Raw genomic sequence first — 23,621 nt, 5'->3', positions numbered from 1 at the left:
GCGGTTCTGTGAGATTGGCTTGACAGGTGGCACGTTGATATCTACTCTCACTCAGTACAAAAGCGCCCCCAAAGTTTCCGGGGCTCCGACCGGCGAACGGGCGCTTCTGGCGCCATGCGCCAAAAAACAACGTAAGGAGAATGTTATGGCTGAACAGGTCACTGACGCCACCTTTGAAAGCGTTGTTCTTAAATCCGACCTGCCCGTGCTGTTGGATTTTTGGGCTCCCTGGTGCGGCCCCTGCCGTGCGGTAGGGCCCATCATTGATGAACTCGCTGGGGAATACGCCGGCAAGGTGCGCATCGTTAAGATGAATGTGGACGAAAATCCCGCCACGCCCACCAAGTTCGGCATCCGGGCCATCCCCACGCTGGTCCTTTTCAAAAACGGCGAGACGCTGGAGCAGATCACCGGGGCCGTCACCAAGGCCGCCATGAAGGATCTGCTGGATACAAAGGCTCTGGCATGAAGTCTTACGACGCCGTTGTCATCGGCGGTGGTCCCGCCGGCATAACTGCGGCCATGTATCTGGCGCGGTCCGGCTGCTCCGTGCTCATGCCGGAGCAGCTGGCCCCCGGCGGTCAGATTCTGCAGACGGAAGCCATGGACAATTATCCCGGCTTTCCCAAGGGCATCAAGGGCTACGAGCTGGCGGACCTGTTTGCCGCACATCTCGAAGGCCTGGCCATTGACCGGCCCGCCGCTGCGGTGGAATCCGTCAGTGGATCGGCAGGGCAGTTTGTGGTGCGGGCGGGCGGTGTGGAATACGGGGCCAGAACCGTTGTCGTCTGCTCCGGCGCACACCACCGGAAGCTGGGCCTGGAAGGCGAGGACCGCTTGCGCGGGCGTGGGGTTTCCTACTGCGCGTTGTGCGACGGCAACTTCTTTCGCAACCAGACTGTAGCCGTGGTGGGCGGCGGCAATGCCGCGCTGGAAGAATCCCTGTATCTGTCCAAACTGGTGAGCAAGCTCTATCTCATCCACCGGCGCGACGAATTCCGGGCGCGTAAAATTTATCAGGACAAGCTGACCGAACAAAGCGACAAGATCACCCTCTTGCGCAGCAGTGTGGTCACCGCCCTGCACGGCGAAAAAGAGCTTACCGGCCTGACGGTTAAAAATCTCAAAAGCGGCGAAGAAACCCTGCTGCCCGTGAACGGCCTGTTTGTGTATGTGGGTTTTTCCCCGTCCACAGGCTTTTTGCCGGCAGATCTGGCCAAGGACGAGCAGGGCTTCATCATCACCGATACAGAAATGCGCACCAATATTCCTGGTATTTTCGCGGCGGGCGACATCCGTTCCAAACTTTGCCGTCAGGTGATCACCGCCGCCGGTGACGGTGCAACGGCCGCCCAGGCGGCGTTTGTTCTCATGGAACAACTCCATGCCTAAAAAACTGCTCCGCTCTTTTGTGTTGGCTGTCTGCATGTTCGCCGTTTCAGGTTGCGGCATCATAGACCTCATCTATCTGCCGCCGGCTGAAGACACCGCGCAGGAGATTTTTGAAGCCGCCAACGACGCCATGAGTGAAAAAAACTATGTGCGCGCCGTGGAACTGTACAACAAACTGCGCGATAACTACCCCTTTAGTCCCTATACTGTAGACGCTGAGCTTTCATTGGCAGACGCCTACTATCTGGACGAGGAGTATGCGCTCGCGTCAGAAACGTACAAGGATTTCGAATCGTTGCACCCCCGGCATGAGGCCATACCCTATGTGCTCTACCAGACGGGCATGTCCCTTATGAAGCAGTTCCATTCCATCGATCGGGCCACCACAGAGCTGGAAGCCGCCTACGAATACTTCAACCGACTGTGTCAGACCTTCCCCGACTCGCCGTACGTCAAGAGTGCGCAGGAGAACATGATTGCCTGCCGCAAGCTCATGGCCGAACACGAGCTGTATATTGCGGACGTGTTCTGGCACATGAAGAAATATGGTCCTGCCTGGCGTCGCTACGACTACATCGTCAACAGCTTCAAAGATGTTCCGGAAGTAGCCGAGCACGCCAAGGAAAAAAGTTTGGCCGCCTACCACAACTATCGTGAAGACCAGGCCAGACTCACGCGGGAAAAACGCCAGGGCTCCTGGAAAGAATGGTTCACCTGGCTGTAGCGTTTTAGCACCCCGGCACGCACGGTCGTGGCTTGTGGGGCGCGTCTGAAAATCCGACCACCTTTTCCCGGCTGGGTGTGCCCGCCGGGAAAAGGTGGTCGCGCAACCGGGCCTGCACACGGACCGGAACAGTACGAGAGCGGCATGGCAACCGCACCAGCCCCTGTACCCACATCAGAAAGCAACGAAAAACAAAAAGCCGCAGTGGTTTCCCTGCTGGCCGCGTTGGGGCTTACCCTGCTCAAACTGGCCGTGGGACTGACCACCAACAGCCTGGGCATTCTTTCCGAGGCCTTGCACAGCGGCCTGGATCTCCTGGCCGCAGCTATGACCCTGCTGGCCGTGCGTATTGCCGCCAAACCCGCGGACCAGGGGCACCCCTACGGCCACGGCAAGGTGGAAAACCTCTCTGCTTTGGGTCAGACCTTGCTGCTTTTTCTGACCTGCGTCTGGGTGGTGCATGAAGGCGTGACGCGTCTGCTCGCCGGGGCCAGCCCTGTGACGCCCTCACTTTGGGGCGTGGGCGTCATGGCCGTTTCCATGGCCGTGGATATCAACCGCGTGCGCATCCTGCGCCGGGTGGCCCGCCGCTATAAAAGTCAGGCCCTGGAGGCCGACGCCCTGCATTTTTCCACGGATATTCTGTCCTCGGCCGTGGTGCTGGCCGGCGTTCTGGCCGTCTGGCTGGCGGCGGCGCTGCGCCTGCCAGAGCCCCTGCACCGGATGCTGGCGCAGGCCGACACCGTGGCCGCGCTTCTGGTGGCGGTCATTATTTTCCGCGCCAGCCTGCACATGGCCGCCACGGCGGTAAACACGCTCATGGATTCCGGTTCAGCCGAAGCGCAGCAGGGCGTGATCCGGGCCGTACAGGCCGTGCCGGGCATAGCTGAAGTGCGTCGCGCGCGGGTGCGCGTGAGCGGCCCGCAGAGTTTTGTGGACCTTACCGTGGGGGTTGCGCCCGGCCTGCGTGTGTCCGATGGGCACCGTCTGGCCCACGAGGCGGAAGTGGCCGTGGCTGGGGTGCTGCCCGGCGCGGACGTCACCGTACATGTGGAACCCGCCAAGGTGCGGGGTGCTGGCGATCCTTTTGCCCTGGTGCAGCGGCTGGCCTCAGAGCATGGCCTTGCCGTGCACAATGTGCACATTCTGCACGCAGATACGGGCGCACGCATTGAGCTGCATGTGGAGTTGCCGGGCGACACGCCCTATGCCCAGGCCTACGCCCGCGTGGGGAACTTTGAAGCGGGCCTAGGCAAAGCCTTGCCCGGCGTGGAAGTGCTGAGCCACCTGGAGCCGGAAAATCCCGTTGCCGCACAGGAAGCCGGGGCCGCCGTGTCCGTGCCTCTGGCGGACATGGCCTGGGAGGAAATCCGCAAGGCCACGGCACAGGAGCCGCTGGTCAGCAACCCACACCGCTTTGCCACCTACACCCTGCCAGAGCAGGGCGTCTGTCTTTCCTTTCACTGCGGCGTCAATGGCACTCTCAGCGTAGAAGAGGCCCATACGGTCTGCAACCGTCTGGAGCAGCGCATCCGTGCGGCGGTGCCCTTGGTGGGGCGCATCGTCATCCACATGGAGCCGGAAGCCCCTGCCGGAGGAGTCCGGGCCTGAAGCCGGGAAGTTTGGCATCTAGAGCAGTTTACGAATGAAATGAGTTAATTGCTCTGCAAGGATTTTCTTGAAAATCCTTGCCACGAAATGCGAGAAGGCAGGCTTTTGCCTGCCGTAAGCGAGCATTTCAAGTGTTTAAATACTCTAGAGAAGATTGCCTTTGAGAATGTGTATTCTCAAAGGTTACGGCACGCTCGTTCCGGCGCTTACCCGAGCAAATACATAGCGCTGCTGTCTTTGCCCGTAACTTCCTTTGTTGTAATGGGCCAAGCTCCTGCGTCGCACAACGGCTGCAGCTACGCTTGCGCGCCACGGCGGGCAGGCGGCGGTCGTCTGCTTACGCAACCGCCAGAGCATGTTAACGTTGCAATGCCGCGATGGGGATTGTGCAAAGAAAAGCCGCGTCTCTGCGGTTTGGTCGCGACGCTGCGCAACTGACGTGGGCCGGCATCCCCGTGGCGGGCGTTTCCGGCGGAAAGCATTCCCTGGTGGGCCTGCTCCGTGCAGTGCGGATAGCGCTCACTGCGTTATTCCAGACAGGCTTGTCTGCTCTCTTTTTCCACAGCTGCAGAGCCGTCCGCCGGGGATATGCCTGCCGCCGCACCAAGGCTGCGCCACAGTTCGTCCAGCCCCAGGCCTGTGGAGGCGGCCGTCAGCAGCGGGCGGCGGGGCAGCAGGGCTTCCCATTCCTTTTGGCGGGCGGCGCGTTCGCGCTGGTTGCATTTGTCGGCCTTGGTCAATATGGGCAGCAGGGGCAGGCCGTGGGTGCGGGCAAAATCCACCAGGTTTTTGTCCAGCTGCTGCGGGGGCAGGCGGCAGTCCAGCAACAGGGCCAGAGCACGCAGGGCCTGGCAGCCCAGAAAGTATTTTTCCATGAGGCGGGCCCACTTTTCTCGTTCAGCATGGCTGGCGCGGGCATAGCCGTAGCCCGGCAGATCCACCAGGTAAAAGCCCGTCGGCTCCACGCGGTAAAAATTGATGGAACGTGTCTTGCCCGGCGTGGCGCTGACCTTGGCCAGCTTGCGACGACCGGCCAGGGCGTTGAGCAGGGAGGATTTGCCCACATTGGAGCGGCCGGCCAAAGCGATCTGCGCCTCGGGACGGTCCATGAGCTGATCGGGAGTGTAGACCGTGGCTTCCAGAGCAAGGGTAGGGCGCATACAAACCTCATGTGTTGCTTGAAGGCTGTGCCTTGACAAGCGCCTGATGTTGGATAAGAAGTATGGATTCACAGCGCTGCCCTGCGGCAAGCGCTCTTTACGGTAGCCGCTCTCGCTCCCCTTGGCAAATGCCGGCTGACCCGGCTGCCCGGCGGCGCAGGGTCCGAATGGGCCCGGTCGCGCGCCGGGAGTGTGCGCGATGCACCATCCCGAATCCGCTTTTATGGAGGAAAACCCATGTATTCAACCACGGATTTCCGCAAGGGCCTGAAGATTGAAGTGGAGGGCACCCCTTACGAAATTGTGGAGTTTCAGCACTTCAAGCCCGGCAAGGGCGGCGCGATGGTGCGCACCAAGCTGCGCAACATCCTCACTGGCCGTATGCAGGACATCACCTTTCGTTCCGGTGAAAAGGTGGAGAAGCCCGATCTGGAAACCCGCGACATGCAGTTTCTTTATCGCGAAGACGATAATCTCATTTTCATGGATATGACCTCCTACGAACAGATGCAGATGCACATCAACGCCACGGACGGCAAGGAAGGCTTCCTTAAGGATGGGCAGGAATGTCGCGTGCTGTTCTACAAGGGCAATCCGCTGGATGTGGATATTCCCCTGAGCCTGGTGCTGGAAGTGGTGGAAACCGAACCCGGCGCCAAGGGCGATACGGTGAGCAACGTCACCAAGGCCGCCAAGCTGGAAACCGGCATCTCGGTTCAGGTGCCCATTTTCGTCAATGAGGGCGACCGCATCAAGGTGGACACCCGTACCAAGGAATACCTGGGTCGGGAATAGTCCTGTCCAGGGAGGGTAGCCCTACGGATTCCCACAAGTTCAGTCGCGAGCTTTTCGGCCTTTTTCTGCTGTTCTGGGCTTTACTGCTTCTGCTCAGCCTGGGCAGTTTTGACGCCAATGACCCCAGCCTCAACCATGTGGTCAGCGGCGCGGCAGTGGTGCACAACAAAGCGGGGCTGTTCGGCGCTTACGCTGCAGGTTTTCTTAACGACGTGTTTGGCGTGGTGGCCCTGCTTTGCCCGCTGGCTTTTGGGGCGCTGGGCGCTGCGTGCATTTCTCCCGCTTACAGTCTGCATTGGCTGCGCTGGTGCGGCTTTTTCCTTATGACGCTCTGCCTGCTGGTGCTGGCGGCGGCAGGGGATTTTTCCGTGGGCGACCTCTGGGGCGGCGGCATGGTGGGCAGCGCCCTGCACAATAACGCCAGCCACTATCTCAGCCCCGGCGGTTCAGCCCTGCTCTGGCTGTTTGTGGCCCTGGTGGGCACGCAGCTGGCGGGCAATATCTCCTGGTTTACCCTGGCCGGCCGGCTGGGGCGCTGGCTGCACGCCCGCTGGCTGACCTGGCGGGAAAAGGCCGCGCAAAAAGAAAAAGCGTCCGCTTCCGAAGCTGTCAGCTTTGCCGAGCCGGAACCTGCGGCAGCAGGCGCGGAAGAGACTCCCGTGCTGGATCGTCTGCTGGCCCGTTGGCGCCTGCCCGCGCGTGATCTCTGGACCAGGCTGCTGGATAAACTGGGCGACATCCGGCCCACGGCAGGGCGGCTGCCCAGGGTCTATGAGGACGGTAACCCCATAGATGCGCCTGGGTCGGGCAGTTTGGGGGCAGCTGACTCCGGCACGGAGCAGCCTGACGCGGACGCCCCACCCGTTAAAGGGGCGGATTCCGTGGCTCCGGGCACGGCATCGGGCTTTGCGCTTGACGATGACCCCTTCCCCCGGGCTGAAGCCTTCGGGCCTGCGACGCCTTCTACGCCTGTCGCGCCTGCCGACGCGGCAAAGCCGCAACCCGCTCCTGAAGAAGCGCCTGCCGCTCCCGCCCCTGAGGAGAAAGCCCCGCGCGGCGGTGGGGTGCGGGCCGCTCTGGCCCCCCTGCTGGGCAAAAAGGCCCCCATTCCTCTGCCTGGCCTGGACCTGCTGGCCCCCCCGACCAAAACGGCGGGCGGTCCGGCCCGGGAAGACCGGGAGGCCAGGGGCAAGGCCCTTATCGCCTGCCTCAAGGATTTTGACATTCAGGGCGAGCTGGTGCGCATTACACCCGGCCCCGTGGTCACCATGTATGAAGTGCGCCCGGCGCCCGGCATCCGGGTGAGCCGCATCGCCAATCTGAGCGACGACCTTTCCTTGGCCCTCAAAGCCATTGCCGTACGCATCCAGGCCCCCATACCCGGCACGGACACCGTCGGCATAGAGATCCCCAATGAGAACCGTGAAACCGTCAATTTTCGCGAGCTGGCGGCCTGCGAGGCCTTCCGCAAGGGCTGCGGCCCTCTGACCATGATCCTCGGCAAGGACATTGCCGGGCAGCCCTACATGGCCGATCTGACCCGCATGCCGCACCTGCTGGTGGCCGGGGCTACTGGCGCGGGCAAAAGCGTCTGCCTCAACGGCATCCTCATCAGCCTGCTTTACCGCACGCAGCCGGAAGACCTGCAGCTTTTGCTGGTGGACCCCAAGCGCATTGAAATGGCCGTGTATGCCGACGAACCGCACCTGGTGCACCCCGTGGTCACGGAAATGAGCGAGGCCAAAAACGCCCTGGACTGGGCCGTGCACGAGATGGACCGCCGCTACGAGGCCATGGCCCGGCTGGGCGTGCGCAACGTGGCCGGCTTTAACCAGAAGCTGGCCGCCTACAAAAACGACCTGCCGTCCGACTTTGCCGACCTGGAGCCTTTGCCTTATCTGGTCATTGTCATCGACGAGCTGGCGGACCTTATGATGACCGCCGCCCGCGAGGTGGAAACCAGCATTGTGCGTCTGGCCCAGCTGGCCCGCGCGGCGGGCATCCACATGATTCTGGCCACCCAGCGCCCCAGCGTGGATGTGGTCACGGGGCTGATCAAGGCCAACTTCCCCTGCCGCATTTCCTTCCAGGTCACTTCCAAGCACGATTCGCGCACCATTCTGGACCAGGTGGGCGCGGAACACCTGCTGGGCCGGGGCGACATGCTCTTCAAGCCCAGCGGTGGCCGTCTGCTGCGCCTGCACGGCCCCTTCCTGAGCGACGAGGAGGTGCAGCGCGTGGTGGCCCACTGGAAGCGCCACCTGCGGCCTTCCTATAAGGTGGATTTTGCGCAGTGGAGCCCGGAAGCGGCCAACGGTGGTTCCGGCGGCGGTGGCGGCGGCGATGCGGCCCAGGATCCTCTGTATGGCGAAGTGCAGGTTTTTGTAAGCGAGCAGGGCAGGGCCTCCATATCCCTGGTGCAACGGCGTTTCAAAATCGGTTTCAACCGCGCCGCCCGCCTGGTAGAGCAACTGGAGCAGGACGGCATCATCGGCCCGGCCGACGGCAGCAAACCCAGGGCGGTGGTGAAGTAACCCTCGCCCCGCGGCGGCCCGGACGCCGGACCAGACAACTTTCGGCGACGCCCGGCTGCGCGCCGTCGGAAAAGGCGGCTTCGGCCGCGGAGGAAGTATGCGCGCTCTTGTCCTGGCATTTCTGGCCCTGGCCCTGTGCGCTCCCGCCCCGGCGGCGAGCGCTGCCGACCCTCTGACGCAGACCATTCAGGCCCGCTACGAAAAACTGCAGGCTTTTTCCGCCGGCTTCACCCAGACCCTCAGCCACAAGGAGAGCGGCTCGGTGGAGCAACGGCAGGGCACGCTGCTGTTCCAAAAGCCCCTGCGCATCCGCTGGCAGACGGCACGGCCCCATGAAGAAACGCTGGTGGTCACGGACAGGGAGATCTGGGACTATCTGCCCGACGAAGAAGTGGCCTATCGCTACCCGCCGAGCCTGGTGCAGGATTCACGCAGCATTATCCAGGTCATCACCGGTCAGGCCGCCCTTACCAAAGACTTTGAAATCAAGAATGAAGGACAGGACGATGGTCTGGTCAGGCTGCGGCTCTACCCCAAAGACCCTTCGCCGCAGATGGTGGAGGCCGTCATCTGGGTGGAGCGGAATACGGGCTATATCCGTCGGGCCGCCATCACGGATTTTTACGGCAACGGCAACGACGTGCGCCTCACCAGCTTTACGCCCGACGCCCGTCTGGAGGCCGGGGCCTTCAGCTTTACGCCGCCCAAGGGCATAGAGGTGGAAGACCGCATTGACCATAAGGTTCCCGAACGGGAACTGTTCAAATAATTTTTTCGGCGCCTGCGGCCGCTTGTGCCGCCTGTCGCGTACGGCCGGGCAGCGGGTAAAAAATACCCAGCTGCGTAAAAGTCACCCACTTTTGCCGACAAACAGGCGCAGCGTCGCTGCGGAACCCTGCCGGGCCGCATTGTTTTTCTACCAGAGATAGCATAGAATTTATAACTCAAGTATGAAATCCGCTTGTGAAGGAGCAGGAAAGATGATCGAGGAGAAAACCCCGGCCGTCGCGCCGGAGGAAGGCGTTGAAGATTTTGCCGCGCTGCTGGCGGCCCACGAGGCCACAGCAGGGCGTCTGCAGCCCGGCCAGAAGGTGGAAGGCACGGTCATCGCCATCAGCGGCGACAATGTCTTTGTGGATGTGGGCATCAAGGTGGACGGCATCCTAGACCGCAAGGACATTCTGGACGCTGAGGGCAACGAAACCGTCAAGCCCGACGATAAGCTGGAAGCCTGGGTCATCGGCGTTTCTCCGCAGGAAATCCGCCTTTCCCGTTCCATGAGCGGTAGCGGCGTGGCGGCCATAGAAGAAGCCCGCGACAGCGGCGTGCCCGTGGAAGGTCGGGTGGCAGCCATCTGCAAGGGCGGCTACACCGTTGAAGTACTGGGCAAAACTGCGTTCTGCCCCGGCAGCCAGATCGGCGCGTCCACGGCGGAAGCCGAAGGCCTGGTGGGCCGCACCCTGCAGTTCCTGGTCACACGGGTAGAAAATCGTGGGCGCAACATTGTGGTTTCGCGCCGCGCCCTGCTGGATCGTGAGCGGCAGGAAAATCTGGACGCTTTGCTCCAGACCCTCAAGGTGGGCGATACGGTGGAAGGCACGGTCAGCCGCCTGGCCCCCTTTGGCGCTTTTGTGGAACTGGCCCCGGCCGTGGAGGGCATGATCCATATTTCCGAGCTTTCCTGGTCCAGAGTCAGCGCCCCGGATGAGGCCGTGAGCCTCGGCGACGTGGTGCGCGCCAAGGTGCTCAGCCTGGAAAAGGACAAAAAAGGGCAGGTGCGCATAGCCCTTTCGCGCAAGCAGGCCCAGGGCGACCCCTGGCAGGAAGTTTCCCAGCGCCTTACCCCCGGCGAAGTGGTGCCTGGCAAGGTGGTGCGCCTGGCGCCCTTCGGCGCTTTTGTGGAAATTCTGCCCGGTGTGGAAGGGCTGGTGCACATTTCTGAAATGTCCTGGGAACGGCGGGTGCTCAAGGCCGAGGACGTGGTGCAGCCTGGCGATGCCGTATCCGTAAAAATCAGGGACATCAATCCTGAAACCCGCCGCATATCTTTGAGCCTGCGTGAAGCCGAAGGCGACCCCTGGCAGGACGCGGCCCAACGCTTCCCCGTGGGCGCCAGCGTTGACGGCACGGTGGAAAGCCGCAGCCAGTACGGCCTGTTTGTTACGCTTGCTCCCGGCATCACCGGTCTGTTGCCCGCCGGGGTGCTCAAAAGCGCCAAAAACGCCGCCCAGTTCAGCAAATTGGACAAAGGCGACGCCGTGACCCTGGTGGTGCAAAATATGGACCCTGCGGCCCGACGCATCAGCCTGGCTCCCGAAGGCACCGAAGCCGCAGAAATGGCCGAGGATAAGGCCTGGCGGCAACATGCCAAAGCCGCAGCCGGCCACGGCGCCGGAAGCAATGGCGGCAGCATGGGAACAAGTATTATGGCACAGGCTTTGCAGAAGGCTTTGCAGAAAAAATAGCAAGGAGCTTTCCATGACTGTGCGCAAATACCTTTCCGCTTTGGTGGCTCTGGCGTTGCTGCTTTCCTGGCAGAGCGCCGGGGCCGCCGGACTGCCCGATTTCAGCGATCTGGCCGCCAAATGCGGCCCCGCCGTGGTCAATATTAATACAGAGCGCAAGGCCAGTGGCGGCGACCAGGACGACATCTTCGGTGAGATGTTCCGCAACATGCCTCCCGGTTTTGAAAAATTCTTTGACCAGTTCGGCATGCGCGGCGGCAAACGCCCGCAGATGCGCCAAAAATCCCTGGGGTCCGGCTTTATCATCTCTGAAGACGGCTACATCGTCACCAACAACCATGTGGTGGCCGACGCGGACGTTATCCGGGTGACCCTGGACCAGAGCACGGGCAAGAGCGAAGCCATCCCGGCCAAGCTCATCGGTGCGGACGAAGAGACGGACCTGGCCCTGCTCAAAGTGGACGTGAAAAAGCCGCTGCCCTTCCTCAGTTTTGGTGATTCCGCAGCCCTGCAGGTGGGTAATTGGGTGCTGGCCATCGGCAATCCTTTTGGTCTGGACCACACGGTAACGGCGGGCATCTTGTCGGCCAAAAACCGGAATATCCACGCCGGGCCTTTTGACAACTTTTTGCAGACCGACGCCTCCATCAACCCTGGCAACAGCGGTGGCCCTCTGCTCAACCTTCAGGGGCAGGTTATCGGCATTAACACGGCCATTATCGCCAGCGGGCAGGGCATTGGTTTTGCCATCCCCAGCAATATGGCCTCCAGCATCATTACCCAGATCAAAAGCGGCAAAAAAGTCAGCCGCGGCTGGATCGGCGTGACCATTCAGGACGTGGATGAAGGCACGGCCAAGGCCCTGGGTCTGGGCGAAGCCAAGGGCGCCCTGGTGGGCAGCGTCATGGAAGGCGAACCCGCCGCCAAGGCGGGCATGAAGGACGGCGACATCATCCTGAGCGTGGACGGCAAAAACATTGCCGACGCCGCAGCCCTGCTGCGGGCCATTGCGGACAAAGCCCCCGCCTCCAAGGCTGCCATCACCGTCTGGCGGGACGGCAAAACCCGTGACCTCACCGTAACCCTGGGCGAACGTAAGTCCTCCCTTACGGGCTTCAATGGCGGCAAGGCCGGCAAACACGGACAGAATGAAGGGCAGCTCGGCATCGCCGTGCGTCCCCTTACCCCAGAGGAACGCCGTGAACTGAAGCTGGACGCCAACGAAGGCCTGCTCATTGTGGATGTGGACCAGAACAAACCCGCTGCTGAAGCGGACCTGCGTCCTGGCGACGTGATTCTCAAAGCCAACCTCAAGCCCGTCAGCAGCGCCCAGGATCTTTCCCGGATCGTCAACGACGAGGGCGTCAAACGCGGCGCCGTCATGCTGCAGATTTCCCGGCGCGGAGACGTTTACTTCCGCACGGTGACATTGGGCAAATAGCACGAGCAGCGGCAGCGGGGTGGTCCGCACCGCATTTCCGGGGCGTCCCATTGACGGGACGCCCCGTTTTTTTTACTATTTTGCAACGTTATTGGTAAAAACACTTCCAAGACAGAGCAGCCCGGCACTGCCTTGGCGACTGCACCCATATGCCGCACAAGAGCATGGGCGTTAGAGCAGTTTACGAATGAAATGAGTTAATTGCTCTGCAAGGATTTTCTTGAAAATCCTTGCCACGAAATGCGAGAAGGCAGGCTTTTGCCTGCCGTAAGCGAGCATTTCAAGTGTTAAATACTCTAGTCTGGCTCACTTGCATTGAAGGGAGTTGCGACCCCAGCTACCGTGCCAGTTACGTGCGCACAGGTGCAGTTTTTGCTTCTCTTTGAGGGATGAACGAAATTCCGAAGGAAATCCGCTTACGACGGGCGGACGGTTCTGAGTGTGCGGAAAGACCATGGCAGTGGGGCAGGGACGTGGACGAGCGCATTCTGGTGTTTGGGGGTACATACCTCTGCGACGCCTTGAAAAAACTGGGATTCCAGGTGCTTCATATGGGCCCCGGGGCACACCAGGGCCTGGTGCTGGAACATCCGGTCACTGCGGCGCGGCTCTGGCAGTTGCTGGCCGCCCGCGGTTTTCTTCCGGATGCCTTCTTTTATGCCGACAACGGCAACCTGCCCCTGCTGCTGAATCCGGAAGACGTCCCGTGCCCCAGTGCCTTCTACTCCATAGACACGTATTGCAATCCCTGGCACATCCCCTATGCCCGCGGCTTTGACTTGGCTCTGGCGGCGCAGAAGGACCACCTCCAGCTGTTCATGGGTGAAGGCCAGTCCTGTCGTTGGCTGCCCCTGTTCTATCCCGGAGAGCCGCCTTCAATGCCGCTTTGGGAGAGCAGGGATGTGCCTGTAGTTTTTGTGGGCACCCTGGGGCACAAAAACAATCCGGATCGGCAGCCCTTTCTACAAGGCTTCAAGCGTCGCCACCCCCTTGTCTGCCGCAGCGGCGACTACCGCCCCCTGTTTGCGCGCAGTCGCATTGTGCTTAACCAGACGGCTTTTTCCGAACTGAATTTCCGCGTTTTTGAAGCCATGGCCTGGGGCGCGGCATTACTTATGGAACAGTGCGCCAATGGCCTGACGGAGCTGTTCTGCCCCGGTGAAAATATTTTGCCCCCCTATCCCCGTAACGACGCCGACGCCGCAGCCGCTGCGGCCGCGACTGCCCTGGCCGACCCTGTGGGGCTGGCCGCAGTGGCCGCGGCGGGGCAAGCCCTGGTCGCCGCAAGGCACACCGCCCTGGTCCGGGCCCGCACCCTGGTGGGATTGCTGCGCTGGGTGCGAACTACAGAACAGTGGCAAACGCGCCTTCAAGCGGAACATGAAGTCCGCCGACGGGCGGTGCATACGGCCTTCGGCATGCTGGCCGGGGAGCTGGTCGGGCCGGACTGGGGCTCCTATCGCGAATTTTTTGCCCGCGTCGCCTGCGGCGCGTGAGCGGCATTGCCGCCCGGCCCGTTCCGGCGTATGAGTCAGGGCAGGAGCAGCGGCAGCCCGCCACACAACAAGGGAGATTGTCATGCCTGTGGTCCATACGGATGCGGGGCAGCTTGCCCCCCCGGAAAAGCTGGAAAATATCCCCGCGCTCATGAGCGCGTACTATACCGAAGTTCCCGATCCCGGCCGACCGGAGCAGCGGGTGGCCTTCGGCACGTCCGGGCACCGGGGCACATCCCTGTTGTGCAGTTTTAATGAAGAGCACATCTACGCCATCACCCAGGCCGTGTGCGACTACCGTAAGGCGCAGGGCATTGACGGCCCGCTTTTTCTGGGCGGCGACACCCACGCCCTCTCCGAAGCGGCCTTCCGCTCAGCTCTGGAAGTGCTGACGGCCAACAACGTGGCGGTGCGTGTGCCGCGCCATGGGGCGTACACGCCTACCCCGGCCGTTTCTCACGCCATTTTGCGCTGGAATGCGGGGCGCGCCACGGGCCTTGCGGACGGCATCGTCATCACGCCTTCCCATAATCCTCCGCGCGACGGCGGCTTCAAGTATAATCCGCCCCACGGCGGCCCGGCCGAGGCGGCGGTCACCAGGCAGATCCAAAGTCTGGCCAATGCCTGCCTTGAAAGCGGCAACCGCAGCGTGCGACTTGTGTCCCTGCGTACGGCCTTGGCCTCGCCCCTGGTGGAGGAATACGACTTTATTCGTCAGTATGTGGATGACCTGGCCCTGGTGCTGGACATGAAGGCCATCGCCGCCTCTGGCCTCAAGCTGGGCGCGGACCCCTTGGGCGGGGCCAGCCTGCCCCTGTGGGAACCCATTGCCGAAACTTACGGCCTGGACATTGCGGTGGTCAACAAGGTGGTGGACCCCACCTTTCGCTTTGTGCCCTGCGATAAGGACGGCAAAATCCGCATGGACTGCTCGTCGCCTTACGCCATGAGCCGTCTGCTGGAAATGCGCGGGCGTTTTGACCTGGCTTTTGCCTGCGACCCCGATTCAGACCGGCACGGCATTGTCACGCGCGAAGAGCTCATGCCGCCCAACCACTACCTCAGCGTAGCGGCCTGGTATTTGTTCCGCACCCGGCGGCAGTGGCCCGCGCACAGCGGCATCGGCAAAACGCTGGTGACCAGCGCCATGCTGGACAGGGTGGGGCAGAGCCTGGGGCGTCCTGTGCTGGAGGTGCCCGTGGGTTTCAAGTGGTTTGTGCCCTATTTGCGCGACGGCAGCTGCGGCCTGGCCTGCGAAGAGAGCGCCGGGGCCTCCTTTCTTTGCTTTGACGGCAGCCCCTGGAGCACGGACAAGGACGGTCCCCTCATGTGCCTGCTGGCCGCCGAAATGATGGCCGTGGAGCAGGCTTCGCCTTCTGAACTTTACGAACGACTGGCCGAGCGCCTGGGCCGCCCCGTTTATCAGCGCCTGGACGCGCCTGCGGACGACGATGTGCGCGCCGCTCTGGCCGCTGTCAGGCCGGAGGATGTGCCCTTGCGCAGCCTGGGCGGATCGCCCGTAACCGCAGTGCTGACCCGCGCGCCGGGCAACGATGCGCCCATGGGCGGCGTTAAAGTGGTAAGTGAAGATGGCTGGTTTGCCGTGCGTCCTTCGGGCACCGAGCCCATTTGCAAGGTCTACACCGAAAGTTTTAAAGGAGAGGAGCACCTCTGCGCTCTGCAGAAGGATGCGCTGGGCTTTCTGGAGCGTCTGCTCAAAAGGGGCGCGTAGGGAAAAAACTTTTGCAGAGCCGAGGGGAAGCCTCAAAGCCCCACACTGCGCCGCAGGGCTTCCACCTCGCGGCTGGTCAGAGCTCTGGCCACACCGGCGGGCAGATCTCCCAAGGCCAGAGGCCCTTGGGCCACGCGGCACAAACGCAGGATAGTCAGAGCCAGGTCGCGGCACATGCGGCGGATCTGTCGGTTGAGCCCTTGGTGCAGCACCATGCGCAGCAACGTACCCCTGGCCTGAGGCACAGCCGATACCGTCACCGGGGCGAGCTGTTCCCCTTCGGCCAGGCGCATGCCCGCGCGCATGGCTTCCAGAGCTGCGGGCGGCACCGCGCCGCGCACCAGCACCTCATAGGTCTTGGGCTGGTGGTGGCTGGGGTGACACAGCCGCTGGGCCAGCGCGCCGTCATTGGTCAGCAGCAGCAATCCTTCAGAGAAATAGTCCAAGCGGCCCACCGGGTAGAGCCGCAGCTCGCGCAAAGCCTCAGGCAGGCAATCCAGCACGGTGGGTCGCCCTTCGGGGTCGTGCGCCGTGCAGACAACCCGCACGGGTTTGTGCAGCAGCACATAGGCGTAACTCTGGGGGGCCGCCAAGGGGCTTCCGTCCACGGCCAGCACATCCTGCGGCCTCACCTGACGGCCGGGGCTGGGTTCCGGCAGACCGTTGACAGAAACCCGGCCCGCCAGAATAAGCTCGTCCGCCTTGCGCCGGGAGCACAGACCACTGGCCGCAATGGCCTTGTTCAGCCGCTGAGTTGCGGGCGCGTCCGGCCCGGTCATTTCTGCCTGTGCGGCCGTAGCGCCGACTCGTGTGCGCGCCGTGCGCTGCTGGTGCCCCTTCCCGTTCATGTCCCAATCTCCTGAAAAAATACCCCAGGGCATTGCAACGTTGGAATGCCCTGACGGTTGTGTAAGCAGACGCCCGCCGCGGAGGCGCCAGCGTAGCTCCAGCCGTTGCGCCGCGGGAGCCTGGCCCGTTACGACGAAAAAAGTTACGGGCAAAGACAGCAGTAGGGCTAGTTACAGATGAAGCAGCGCCGCCCTTTATTTGCGCGGTTACGTGCCGAAACGAGCGTGCCGTAAATTTCTTAATGTTACTATACGTTAAAGAAATACTTTAATTGTATGAAAGCCGGACACTCCACGCGGCGGCAAACCCCTGACAGCCGCGCGAAAAGACCTACCAACCATGCGACTACGCCATGCAGAGGGGAGAGCGGTGCGAGAACGCTCCCTTTTTCTTATGTGGAACCTTTTGAGAAGGGGTATCTCCCAAAGAGGAATAGAGGCCCAAGCACCACACCGAACCCTGTCCATGCATAAAAAGTCTGCGCGCGGGGATCCGCTTGAGCGCATGGTGCGCGAAGCGGGAGCCCGCGTCAAGACGCGGATTTTTGACGGCGCAGGTTTATTCGACGGAAGTCCATGTTGACGGCGTGGATTTGGGGCCGCCGTGGGTTCGGTAGGCTGTGCGACAGCCGAATCGAGCCGGATAAAAGCGCCAGGCCCGACGCTTGAAGCGTTTGGCCGGATGCGTACACGGGCCGTACAGACGGGCACAACGGGGCAAGCTCTGCGGGATGGCGGCCCTGGCTGCGTCCAAAGCGTTTACTGCAGGGACAACGCGGTTTTTTGTCTCAAAAGTTTACATAATTATCATTATGGGACATTTAAATCCGCGCCGGGGGAGCCTGCCCTTTGCCCCATCCCGCAGACCATACCTTGCCGCCAGAGACCCCGGCGGGTTTGGACAAAAGCCAAAATCGCCGTACCGCAAGCCATCGCAAAGACAGACAAGACACAAGTACGCTGCAGCACCACAATTTTCCCCGGCTTCAGGTGGTTCAGCCCTCTGTTGTTGTGCCAGCCTTTGTGCGGCGGGACACAGCCATGCTGTCGTACGCATGCCCTCTGAACACAGTCCAGCCGTCCCCTTTGCCGGCACCGTCCGCATTGGTGGCGCATACGCCCCCCGTCCTGCCTGCGGCAACGGCCACACCCCAAGGGCCGCGCCACACTGGGCTTGCCCACGGCGCGGCTCTGACGTACAACACAGGCCAACGTCTTACGCCGAGGTATGTTCATGGGCTTTGCCAACAGCGCCTGCAGTTTTACCCGTTTCCGCATTTTGGATCCCGTGCCCGCCGAGCTCTGGCCGCAGATTCCGGACAAGCTCAAGCAGTACGCCATGCAGGATATCGACAATATCCCGGAGCCGCAGGCTTGCGGCTGGGTCAGCTTTGAAGACATGCTGGACACCCAGTGGACCACGGCCACACCCCACAAGGGGGCGTACCTGGTCTTTTCTCTGCGGCTGGACACGCGCCGCATCCCTGCCGGAGTTGTCAAAAAGCACCTGGCCCTGGCCCTTAAAGAGGAAAAAAACCGGCTCCGCGACCAGGGTAAGACCTTTATTGCGCGTGAACGCAAAAAAGAACTCAAGGAACAGGTCATGCTGCGCCTGCGGCAGCGTTTTTTGCCTGTACCGGCGGAATTCAACGTACTTTGGGCCACGGACAAAAACGAAATCTGGTTCGCCTCCACCCAGGGCAAGATGATCGAATTGTTTATGGAAGAATTCCTCAAGACTTTTGATCTGCACCTGGAGCAGCTTACGCCCTATAATCTGGCGGCCAGCCTGCTGGACGAAGACAGCCTCATCCGCCTGGACCAGCTTGAAGCCACCCAGTTCGCCCCACAGGCGTAAAGGAAGACAGAACATGAGCACAGCCTATTCCGCCGAATCCCCAGACAGCATCCTGGGTAGGGAATTTCTGACCTGGCTCTGGTATCAGAGCGACACGGCCCCTGGCGGCTTTACAGACGCCACGGGCGCGCCCTTTGCGGTTTCTATGGAGCAGCGCATCGTGGTGGAAGGCGGCGAAGGCGAAGCGCGGGAAACGGCAACGGTTTCCGGCTCGCTCTCTCCGCTGCGCGAGGCCCGTTTCGGCCTGGGCACGGGCAAGAAGGTCAGCCGCGCCCTGGTACGCCTGGAAAAGGACGAGCTGGCTTTTCAGCTCAGTCTCAAGGCTGAGGACTTTTGCTTAAACAGTCTGCGCACGCCCAAAATCGACACCAGTGATGCGGACGACGACCCCGACGCCCTGCTGTTGGAAAAGATCGCCCTGATGGAAATCTGCACCGGCCTGCTGGATGCGCTCTATGCCCGCTTTCTGCGCCTGCGCCTTTCTCCGGACTGGCTCAAGGAAGTGACGGACATGCGCCAGTGGATGACCCGCACGGAGTAATCCAGATCCATGAGCGCCCTGCCCTCCTCTCCCGTCCGCAGCCGTTCCGCCTGGGGCGATGTGGCCCGCAACACCCTGCGCAAAACCCTCTGGATGTTGCTGGTGCTTTGGGGCATTACCATCATCAGCTTCTGGGTCATCCACCTGGCCCCCGGTTCGCCCACGGATATGGAAACTACCCTCAACCCCCTGGCCGGCGCGGCTGCACGTCAGCGGCTGGAGGCCCTCTACGGGCTGGACCGCCCTCTGTACGTGCAGTACTGGGACTGGCTGGTGCGCCTGTTGCACCTGGATTTCGGCAATTCCATGTCCGCCGATGGCAGGCCCGTGCTGACCAGAATTCTGGAGCGTCTGCCCCTTACCGTGGGCATGAACCTGGTTTCTCTGCTCCTTACCCTGGCCATCGCCATTCCCGTGGGCATTATTTCGGCCTGCCGCCGCAATTCCCTGCTGGACCGCACGGTGACCGTTCTGGTTTTTCTGGGTTTCGCCATGCCCTCTTTCTGGTTGGCCCTGCTGCTCATGCTCTTTTTCGGCATTGATCTGCAATGGCTGCCCATTTCCGGCCTCACTTCCATGAACTACGCCCAAATGGGCCCCTGGGAGCGCTTCTGCGACCTGGCCCGGCATCTGGCCCTGCCTATTACGGTCTATACTGTGGGCGGGCTTGCGGGCATGTCCCGGTATATGCGGGCCTGCATGCTGGAAGTGCTGCGGCAGGACTACATCCTTACCGCCAGGGCCAAAGGGCTGAGCGAAACCGCCGTGGTCCTGCGCCACGCTCTGCGCAACGCCCTTTTGCCGGTCATTACCCTGCTGGGTCTTTCCGTGCCGGGGCTCATCGGCGGCAGCGTCATCATCGAGTCCATCTTTGCCTTGCCCGGCCTAGGCCAGCTTTTTTATGCCGCCGTCATGGCCCGCGACTACACCATGATCATGGGCAACCTGGTGTTGGGCGCGGTGCTCACCCTGGCGGGCAATCTGCTGGCTGACGTTTGTTACGGCCTGGCCGATCCGCGCATCCGCAGCGCCGGGGAAGGCAGCTGACATGTGCCCCGTCGTCCTGAAAAAACTGCTGGGCCGTAACCTCATGCTGACGCTGGGGCTCATTTTGGTGCTGGGCATGTCCCTGGCCGCCCTGCTGGCCCCCTGGCTGGCCCCTTACAATCCCGATGCCCTGCACCTGGACCATATTCTGGAGCCGCCTTCCGCCCTGTTCTGGCTGGGCACGGACCGGCTGGGGCGAGACGTTTTTTCCCGTCTGCTCTTCGGCGGGCGCATTTCCCTCTGGGTAGGCTTTGTGGCCGTGGGCATTTCGGTCAGCATCGGCACGGTGCTGGGTCTGGTGAGCGGTTATTTTCGCGGCTGGGTGGATGAGGTGGTCATGCGCGCCGTGGATATTATGCTCTGCTTCCCCTCCTTTTTTCTCATCCTGGCGGTCATTGCCTTTCTGGAACCAAGCCTTACCAATATAATGGTCGTTATCGGGCTCACCTCCTGGATGGGCGTCACCAGGCTGGTGCGGGCCGAGGCCCTCAGCCTGCGCCAAAGAGAGTTTGTGGATGCGGCCCGCCTGGCGGGTACGCCCGCCTGGCGCATATTGCTGCGGCATATCCTGCCCAACGCCTTGGCGCCCGTGCTCATCACGGCCACCCTGGGCGTGGCCGGGGCCATCCTGGTGGAATCCAGTCTGAGTTTTCTGGGCCTGGGCGTACAGCCGCCCACGGCCAGCTGGGGCAACATGCTCATGGACGGCAAATCCGTCATCGAAACCGCGCCCTGGCTTTCCGTCTATCCCGGGCTGGCTATTTTGGTCACGGTACTGGGCTATAATCTTTTGGGCGAAAGCCTGCGCGACCTTAGCGACCCGCGCCTGCGCCGCTGAAGAGCCTGTTGGTATAAAATTTAAAGTTATACTTTAAAATGTAAGCCCGCGGAACCTGCCATGCTGGAATATCTGCGCATTCGCAACCTGGCCCTCATTGAGGACATGGAGCTGGAATTTGCCCCCGGCATGAACGTGCTGACTGGTGAAACCGGGGCCGGCAAGAGCTTTATTCTTAAAGCCTTGGGTTTTCTGCTGGGCGACAGATTGGCGGCGGACATGGTGCGCCCAGGGGCCGAGCGCGCCCAGGTGGAAGCCCTGTTCAGTCAGCCGGAACAGGATCTGATCCTGCGCCGCGAACTTCTGGCCGAAAGCGGCCGCAGTCGGCTCTACATCAATGACAGTCTGCGCTCCCAGGAAAGCCTGCGTGACCTGCGCGACCGTCTGGTCAGCCACACCAGCCAGCACGCCCAGCAAAAACTTTTGCAGCCGGCCGTGCAGGCCCGCCTGTTGGAACACGGCCTTGCCGACCCCACCCTGCCCACCCAAAGGGACGCCCTTTTGGAAGACCTGCGCCGCTTGGCCACGCAACGGGAAGCCCTGCGCCAAAAACAGGCCGGCCTGGCCGAGCGTCGCGAACTGCTGGAGATGCAGCAGCAGGAAATCGCCAAGGTGGCTCCGGAGCCCGGCGAGGAAGAGCGCCTGGAATCGCTGCGAGCCCAGGTCCGCCAGGCGGAACGGCGGCGTGAGGACCACGAACGGGCCCTTGCCCTGCTCCACGGCGACGAAGGGGAAGGTCTGCTGGACCAGCTTGTGCGGCTGGAAAAGTTGCTGGACCATCTAGCCGAAGGGGACGCAGGTTGTAAGGCCACGGCTGAAACCGCAGCGAGCCTGCGTGAACAATTGACGGAGCTGGCCCGACGTCTGCGACGCGGCCCCCTGGATGATGACCTGCCCGATCTGGATAAGGTGGAGGAACGCCTTTTTACCCTGGCTCAGCTCAAGCGCAAGTTGCACCGGACCTTGCCGGAAATCCTTGCCTTGCAAGATGAGATAGGCCAGAACCTTTCCTTTCTGGATGTCTGTGCCCTGGATCTGCACCGTCTGGATACGGAGGAGGCCGCTCTGGCCGTACGTCTGCACGGTGTGCTGGAGCGCCTGCGCCCCGCACGTCGCGCCGCCGCTGCAGCAACGGTGCGGCGGCTGGAAGAGGAGCTGCGCGGTCTGGGCTTTTCCGACCAGGTGCGCGTGCTGGCGGAATTTACGCCTCAGGAGGTCTGGCCCGGCCTTCATGATGAGCGCGGACGCATCCTCTGGGCCCCCAACCCCGGCCAACCGCCCCAGCCCTTGGACAAGATTGCCTCCGGCGGCGAACTTTCCCGGTTCTTGCTGGCGCTCGCCGGTGTGCGCGGCGAAGAGGCGGAAGGGGCCACCTTTATTTTTGATGAAGTAGACGCGGGCGTGGGCGGGCTTACCCTCAACAAGCTGGCGGAAAAACTTTCTGCTCTGGCCGCCAGTCGGCAAATGCTGCTGATCACCCACTGGCCGCAACTGGCCGTCCGGGCCCGCAAGCATTTTCAGATCGTCAAAACCGTACGCGCAGGGGCCACCTTCACCCTCTGTGCGCCCCTGGACCCGGCGGCCCGCCACGCGGAGCTGGCCCGCATGGCCGGCGGCGGCCCTCAGGGGGAAGCCCTGGCCCGCAGCCTGGAAGCTGCGGCGGGATAAGACAACTTCACTCTGCGATGGCGCTGCATGTCGCAAAAATGCGGTCCGCTGCAGGCCCCTTCATGGAGACCTGCGGCGGACCGCATCAAAATTGCGTGACGGCTTCAGCGCAGTTCGCGTTCCACCACTGCGGCCAGATCCTGAGCATACTGCCGGACCTTGTCGGGATGCTCACCCTCCACCATGACACGACAAAGCGCTTCTGTGCCGGAATAACGCAGCAGCACCCGTCCCCGTCCCGCCAAATCCTGTTCCACTTGGGCTACGGCCGCGCCGATGGCCGGACGTTCCTCAAAGGGCAGACGTTTTTCCACCCGCACGTTGATGAGGGTTTGGGGCAGGGGCGTGAGCAGCCCGGCCAGCTGGGAAAGGGGCTTTTCCTTCTCGCGCATGATGCGCAGGATCTGCAGGGCGGCCAGCAGGCCGTCGCCGGTAGTGCTGTAACGGTGGAAAATCAGATGGCCGGACTGTTCGCCGCCCAGCATGGCGCCCTCGCGGCGCATGGCCTCCATGACGTAGCGGTCGCCCACCTTGGTGCGCAACAAGGTGCCGCCGTGCTCGCGCATAAAGATTTCCAAAGCCATATTGCTCATGGCCGTGGCCACCAGCAGGTTGCCCGGCAGTTCCCCCCTGGCCATCATGGCCTGGGCGCACATGGCCATAAGCTGATCGCCGTCCAGGATGGTTCCGTGCTCATCCACTACGATGAGTCGGTCAGCGTCGCCGTCCAGGGCAAGGCCCACGTCGGCGCGTACCTCGCGCACCTTGGCCGCCACCAATTCCGGATGCAGAGAGCCGCAGTGCTCATTGATGTTGGTGCCGTTGGGATTGGTGCCCAGGCGAAAAACCTCAGCCCCCAGCTCTTCCAGGGCCAGGGGGGCCACTTTGTAGCTGGCGCCGTTGGCGCAGTCCACCACAATACGCAGGCCGGAGAGGGTCAGCTGGGGCGGAAAGCAGCTTTTGGTGTACACGATGTAGCGGCCGCCCGCATCTTCTATCTTGCTGGCCCGCCCTACTCCACGCGCATCGGGGTACGGCCAAGCGAAGTCGGGGGCAAGCACCATGCGGGCGATTTCGTCTTCGGTTTCATCGGGCAGTTTGTAGCCTTCTGCGTCAAAGAACTTGATGCCGTTGTCCTGAAAAGGATTGTGCGAAGCAGAAATGACCACGCCCAAATCTGCACGCATGCTGCGCGTAAGAAAGGATATGGCCGGCGTGGGCAGAGGACCGGTCATGATCACATGCATGCCGGCGGCGCACAGCCCTGCCGTAAGCGCCGACTCAAACATATAGCCTGAAAGGCGCGTATCCTTGCCGATGACCACCTTGTGCTGATGCTCCCCACGACGGAAACGTACGCCGGCGGCCAGACCCAGGCGCAAAGCCACGTCCACGGTCATGGGGGCCGTGTTGACCGTACCGCGCAGACCATCCGTGCCAAAAAGACGTTCAGCCATATTCTGCCTCTGGA

At 62.1% G+C, this 23,621-nt stretch carries 19 protein-coding genes; 16 read left to right on the top strand and 3 right to left on the bottom strand.

Annotated elements, in window-relative coordinates; translation table 11 throughout:
• The first annotated feature begins 145 nt into the window (after window positions 1-145).
• The 4 genes from trxA (at window position 146) to J7I12_RS03175 (ending at window position 3,727) form a co-directional block, all read left to right on the top strand.
• A complete protein-coding gene (trxA, locus tag J7I12_RS03190) occupies window positions 146-469 on the top strand; it encodes a thioredoxin (RefSeq protein ID WP_118228959.1) in 324 nt (107 codons plus the stop codon).
• Window positions 466-1,392 (top strand): thioredoxin-disulfide reductase, encoded by a 927-nt coding sequence (trxB, locus tag J7I12_RS03185; protein ID WP_118228958.1) that lies wholly within the window; start codon window positions 466-468, stop codon window positions 1,390-1,392. Before trxA ends, trxB begins: the two co-directional genes overlap by 4 nt.
• Window positions 1,385-2,116 (top strand): outer membrane protein assembly factor BamD, encoded by a 732-nt coding sequence (locus J7I12_RS03180; RefSeq protein WP_118228957.1) that lies wholly within the window; start codon window positions 1,385-1,387, stop codon window positions 2,114-2,116. Before trxB ends, J7I12_RS03180 begins: the two co-directional genes overlap by 8 nt.
• A gap of 144 nt (window positions 2,117-2,260) precedes the next feature.
• Window positions 2,261-3,727, top strand: coding sequence for a cation-efflux pump (locus tag J7I12_RS03175; protein ID WP_118228956.1), 1,467 nt, complete (start codon window positions 2,261-2,263; stop codon window positions 3,725-3,727).
• 527 nt (window positions 3,728-4,254) lie between these two features.
• Here J7I12_RS03175 and yihA read toward each other — a convergent pair.
• Window positions 4,255-4,887 carry a ribosome biogenesis GTP-binding protein YihA/YsxC gene (gene yihA / locus J7I12_RS03170; protein WP_208360894.1) on the bottom strand — a complete coding sequence of 211 codons (633 nt, stop codon included), beginning with the start codon at window positions 4,885-4,887 and terminating at the stop codon, window positions 4,255-4,257.
• Between the two features lie 237 nt (window positions 4,888-5,124).
• On the opposite strand from yihA, the gene efp reads away from it, so the two are divergent.
• From efp to J7I12_RS03135, 7 genes are all read left to right on the top strand, one after another.
• Window positions 5,125-5,682 (top strand): elongation factor P, encoded by a 558-nt coding sequence (gene efp / locus J7I12_RS03165; RefSeq protein ID WP_118228954.1) that lies wholly within the window; start codon window positions 5,125-5,127, stop codon window positions 5,680-5,682.
• Between the two features lie 65 nt (window positions 5,683-5,747).
• Window positions 5,748-8,216: a DNA translocase FtsK gene (locus J7I12_RS03160; RefSeq protein ID WP_236031516.1), complete on the top strand. Its 2,469-nt coding sequence runs from the start codon at window positions 5,748-5,750 to the stop codon at window positions 8,214-8,216.
• A 97-nt stretch (window positions 8,217-8,313) separates the two neighbouring features.
• Window positions 8,314-8,985, top strand: coding sequence for an outer membrane lipoprotein periplasmic chaperone LolA (gene lolA, locus J7I12_RS03155; protein WP_208360896.1), 672 nt, complete (start codon window positions 8,314-8,316; stop codon window positions 8,983-8,985).
• Window positions 8,986-9,196: 211 nt separating this feature from the next.
• Window positions 9,197-10,681 carry a 30S ribosomal protein S1 gene (locus J7I12_RS03150; RefSeq protein WP_208360898.1) on the top strand — a complete coding sequence of 495 codons (1,485 nt, stop codon included), beginning with the start codon at window positions 9,197-9,199 and terminating at the stop codon, window positions 10,679-10,681.
• 13 nt (window positions 10,682-10,694) lie between these two features.
• Window positions 10,695-12,122, top strand: coding sequence for a DegQ family serine endoprotease (locus J7I12_RS03145; RefSeq protein WP_118228950.1), 1,428 nt, complete (start codon window positions 10,695-10,697; stop codon window positions 12,120-12,122).
• Window positions 12,123-12,673: 551 nt separating this feature from the next.
• On the top strand, window positions 12,674-13,618 hold the full coding sequence (locus J7I12_RS03140) for a glycosyltransferase family protein (protein WP_165450851.1): 945 nt from the start codon (window positions 12,674-12,676) through the stop codon (window positions 13,616-13,618).
• 82 nt (window positions 13,619-13,700) lie between these two features.
• Window positions 13,701-15,350: a phosphoglucomutase gene (locus tag J7I12_RS03135; protein WP_208360902.1), complete on the top strand. Its 1,650-nt coding sequence runs from the start codon at window positions 13,701-13,703 to the stop codon at window positions 15,348-15,350.
• 32 nt (window positions 15,351-15,382) lie between these two features.
• Here J7I12_RS03135 and J7I12_RS03130 read toward each other — a convergent pair whose 3' ends face one another.
• Window positions 15,383-16,129, bottom strand: a complete 747-nt coding sequence (locus J7I12_RS03130) for a pseudouridine synthase (protein ID WP_118229070.1) — start codon at window positions 16,127-16,129, stop codon at window positions 15,383-15,385.
• A 1,303-nt stretch (window positions 16,130-17,432) separates the two neighbouring features.
• On the opposite strand from J7I12_RS03130, the gene rdgC reads away from it, so the two are divergent.
• Genes rdgC through J7I12_RS03105 form a run of 5 tightly spaced genes read left to right on the top strand, consistent with a single transcriptional unit; the run spans window position 17,433 to window position 22,150 of the window.
• The gene (gene rdgC / locus J7I12_RS03125) at window positions 17,433-18,056 is read left to right on the top strand and encodes a recombination-associated protein RdgC (RefSeq protein ID WP_118228947.1); all 624 of its coding nucleotides are present in this window, start codon (window positions 17,433-17,435) and stop codon (window positions 18,054-18,056) included.
• A 13-nt stretch (window positions 18,057-18,069) separates the two neighbouring features.
• Window positions 18,070-18,597: a hypothetical protein gene (locus J7I12_RS03120; RefSeq protein WP_118228946.1), complete on the top strand. Its 528-nt coding sequence runs from the start codon at window positions 18,070-18,072 to the stop codon at window positions 18,595-18,597.
• Between the two features lie 9 nt (window positions 18,598-18,606).
• Window positions 18,607-19,644 carry an ABC transporter permease gene (locus J7I12_RS03115; RefSeq protein ID WP_118228945.1) on the top strand — a complete coding sequence of 346 codons (1,038 nt, stop codon included), beginning with the start codon at window positions 18,607-18,609 and terminating at the stop codon, window positions 19,642-19,644.
• Window position 19,645: 1 nt separating this feature from the next.
• The gene (locus J7I12_RS03110) at window positions 19,646-20,482 is read left to right on the top strand and encodes an ABC transporter permease (RefSeq protein ID WP_118228944.1); all 837 of its coding nucleotides are present in this window, start codon (window positions 19,646-19,648) and stop codon (window positions 20,480-20,482) included.
• A 60-nt stretch (window positions 20,483-20,542) separates the two neighbouring features.
• A complete protein-coding gene (locus J7I12_RS03105; RefSeq protein ID WP_208360904.1) occupies window positions 20,543-22,150 on the top strand; it encodes a DNA repair protein RecN in 1,608 nt (535 codons plus the stop codon).
• A gap of 104 nt (window positions 22,151-22,254) precedes the next feature.
• Here J7I12_RS03105 and glmM read toward each other — a convergent pair whose 3' ends face one another.
• Window positions 22,255-23,607 (bottom strand): phosphoglucosamine mutase, encoded by a 1,353-nt coding sequence (gene glmM / locus J7I12_RS03100; protein ID WP_118228942.1) that lies wholly within the window; start codon window positions 23,605-23,607, stop codon window positions 22,255-22,257.
• Window positions 23,608-23,621: the final 14 nt, after the last annotated feature.

The organism is Desulfovibrio diazotrophicus, assembly GCF_902498985.2.
GTDB lineage: Bacteria > Desulfobacterota > Desulfovibrionia > Desulfovibrionales > Desulfovibrionaceae > Desulfovibrio > Desulfovibrio legallii.
The sequence above is the reverse complement of the archived record's forward strand: the minus strand, read 5'-3'. Positions and strand labels throughout refer to the sequence as shown.

Excerpts from the sequence above, each read along its gene's own strand:
- trxA (WP_118228959.1), top strand. The coding sequence starts at position 146 with ATGGCTGAACAGGTCACTGACGCCACCTTTGAAAGCGTTGTTCTTAAA.
- trxB (WP_118228958.1), top strand. The coding sequence starts at position 466 with ATGAAGTCTTACGACGCCGTTGTCATCGGCGGTGGTCCCGCCGGCATA.
- J7I12_RS03180 (WP_118228957.1), top strand. The coding sequence starts at position 1,385 with ATGCCTAAAAAACTGCTCCGCTCTTTTGTGTTGGCTGTCTGCATGTTC.
- J7I12_RS03175 (WP_118228956.1), top strand. The coding sequence starts at position 2,261 with ATGGCAACCGCACCAGCCCCTGTACCCACATCAGAAAGCAACGAAAAA.
- yihA (WP_208360894.1), bottom strand. The coding sequence starts at position 4,887 with ATGCGCCCTACCCTTGCTCTGGAAGCCACGGTCTACACTCCCGATCAG.
- efp (WP_118228954.1), top strand. The coding sequence starts at position 5,125 with ATGTATTCAACCACGGATTTCCGCAAGGGCCTGAAGATTGAAGTGGAG.
- lolA (WP_208360896.1), top strand. The coding sequence starts at position 8,314 with ATGCGCGCTCTTGTCCTGGCATTTCTGGCCCTGGCCCTGTGCGCTCCC.
- J7I12_RS03150 (WP_208360898.1), top strand. The coding sequence starts at position 9,197 with ATGATCGAGGAGAAAACCCCGGCCGTCGCGCCGGAGGAAGGCGTTGAA.
- J7I12_RS03145 (WP_118228950.1), top strand. The coding sequence starts at position 10,695 with ATGACTGTGCGCAAATACCTTTCCGCTTTGGTGGCTCTGGCGTTGCTG.
- J7I12_RS03140 (WP_165450851.1), top strand. The coding sequence starts at position 12,674 with ATGGGCCCCGGGGCACACCAGGGCCTGGTGCTGGAACATCCGGTCACT.
- J7I12_RS03135 (WP_208360902.1), top strand. The coding sequence starts at position 13,701 with ATGCCTGTGGTCCATACGGATGCGGGGCAGCTTGCCCCCCCGGAAAAG.
- J7I12_RS03130 (WP_118229070.1), bottom strand. The coding sequence starts at position 16,129 with ATGACCGGGCCGGACGCGCCCGCAACTCAGCGGCTGAACAAGGCCATT.
- rdgC (WP_118228947.1), top strand. The coding sequence starts at position 17,433 with ATGGGCTTTGCCAACAGCGCCTGCAGTTTTACCCGTTTCCGCATTTTG.
- J7I12_RS03120 (WP_118228946.1), top strand. The coding sequence starts at position 18,070 with ATGAGCACAGCCTATTCCGCCGAATCCCCAGACAGCATCCTGGGTAGG.
- J7I12_RS03115 (WP_118228945.1), top strand. The coding sequence starts at position 18,607 with ATGAGCGCCCTGCCCTCCTCTCCCGTCCGCAGCCGTTCCGCCTGGGGC.
- J7I12_RS03110 (WP_118228944.1), top strand. The coding sequence starts at position 19,646 with ATGTGCCCCGTCGTCCTGAAAAAACTGCTGGGCCGTAACCTCATGCTG.
- J7I12_RS03105 (WP_208360904.1), top strand. The coding sequence starts at position 20,543 with ATGCTGGAATATCTGCGCATTCGCAACCTGGCCCTCATTGAGGACATG.
- glmM (WP_118228942.1), bottom strand. The coding sequence starts at position 23,607 with ATGGCTGAACGTCTTTTTGGCACGGATGGTCTGCGCGGTACGGTCAAC.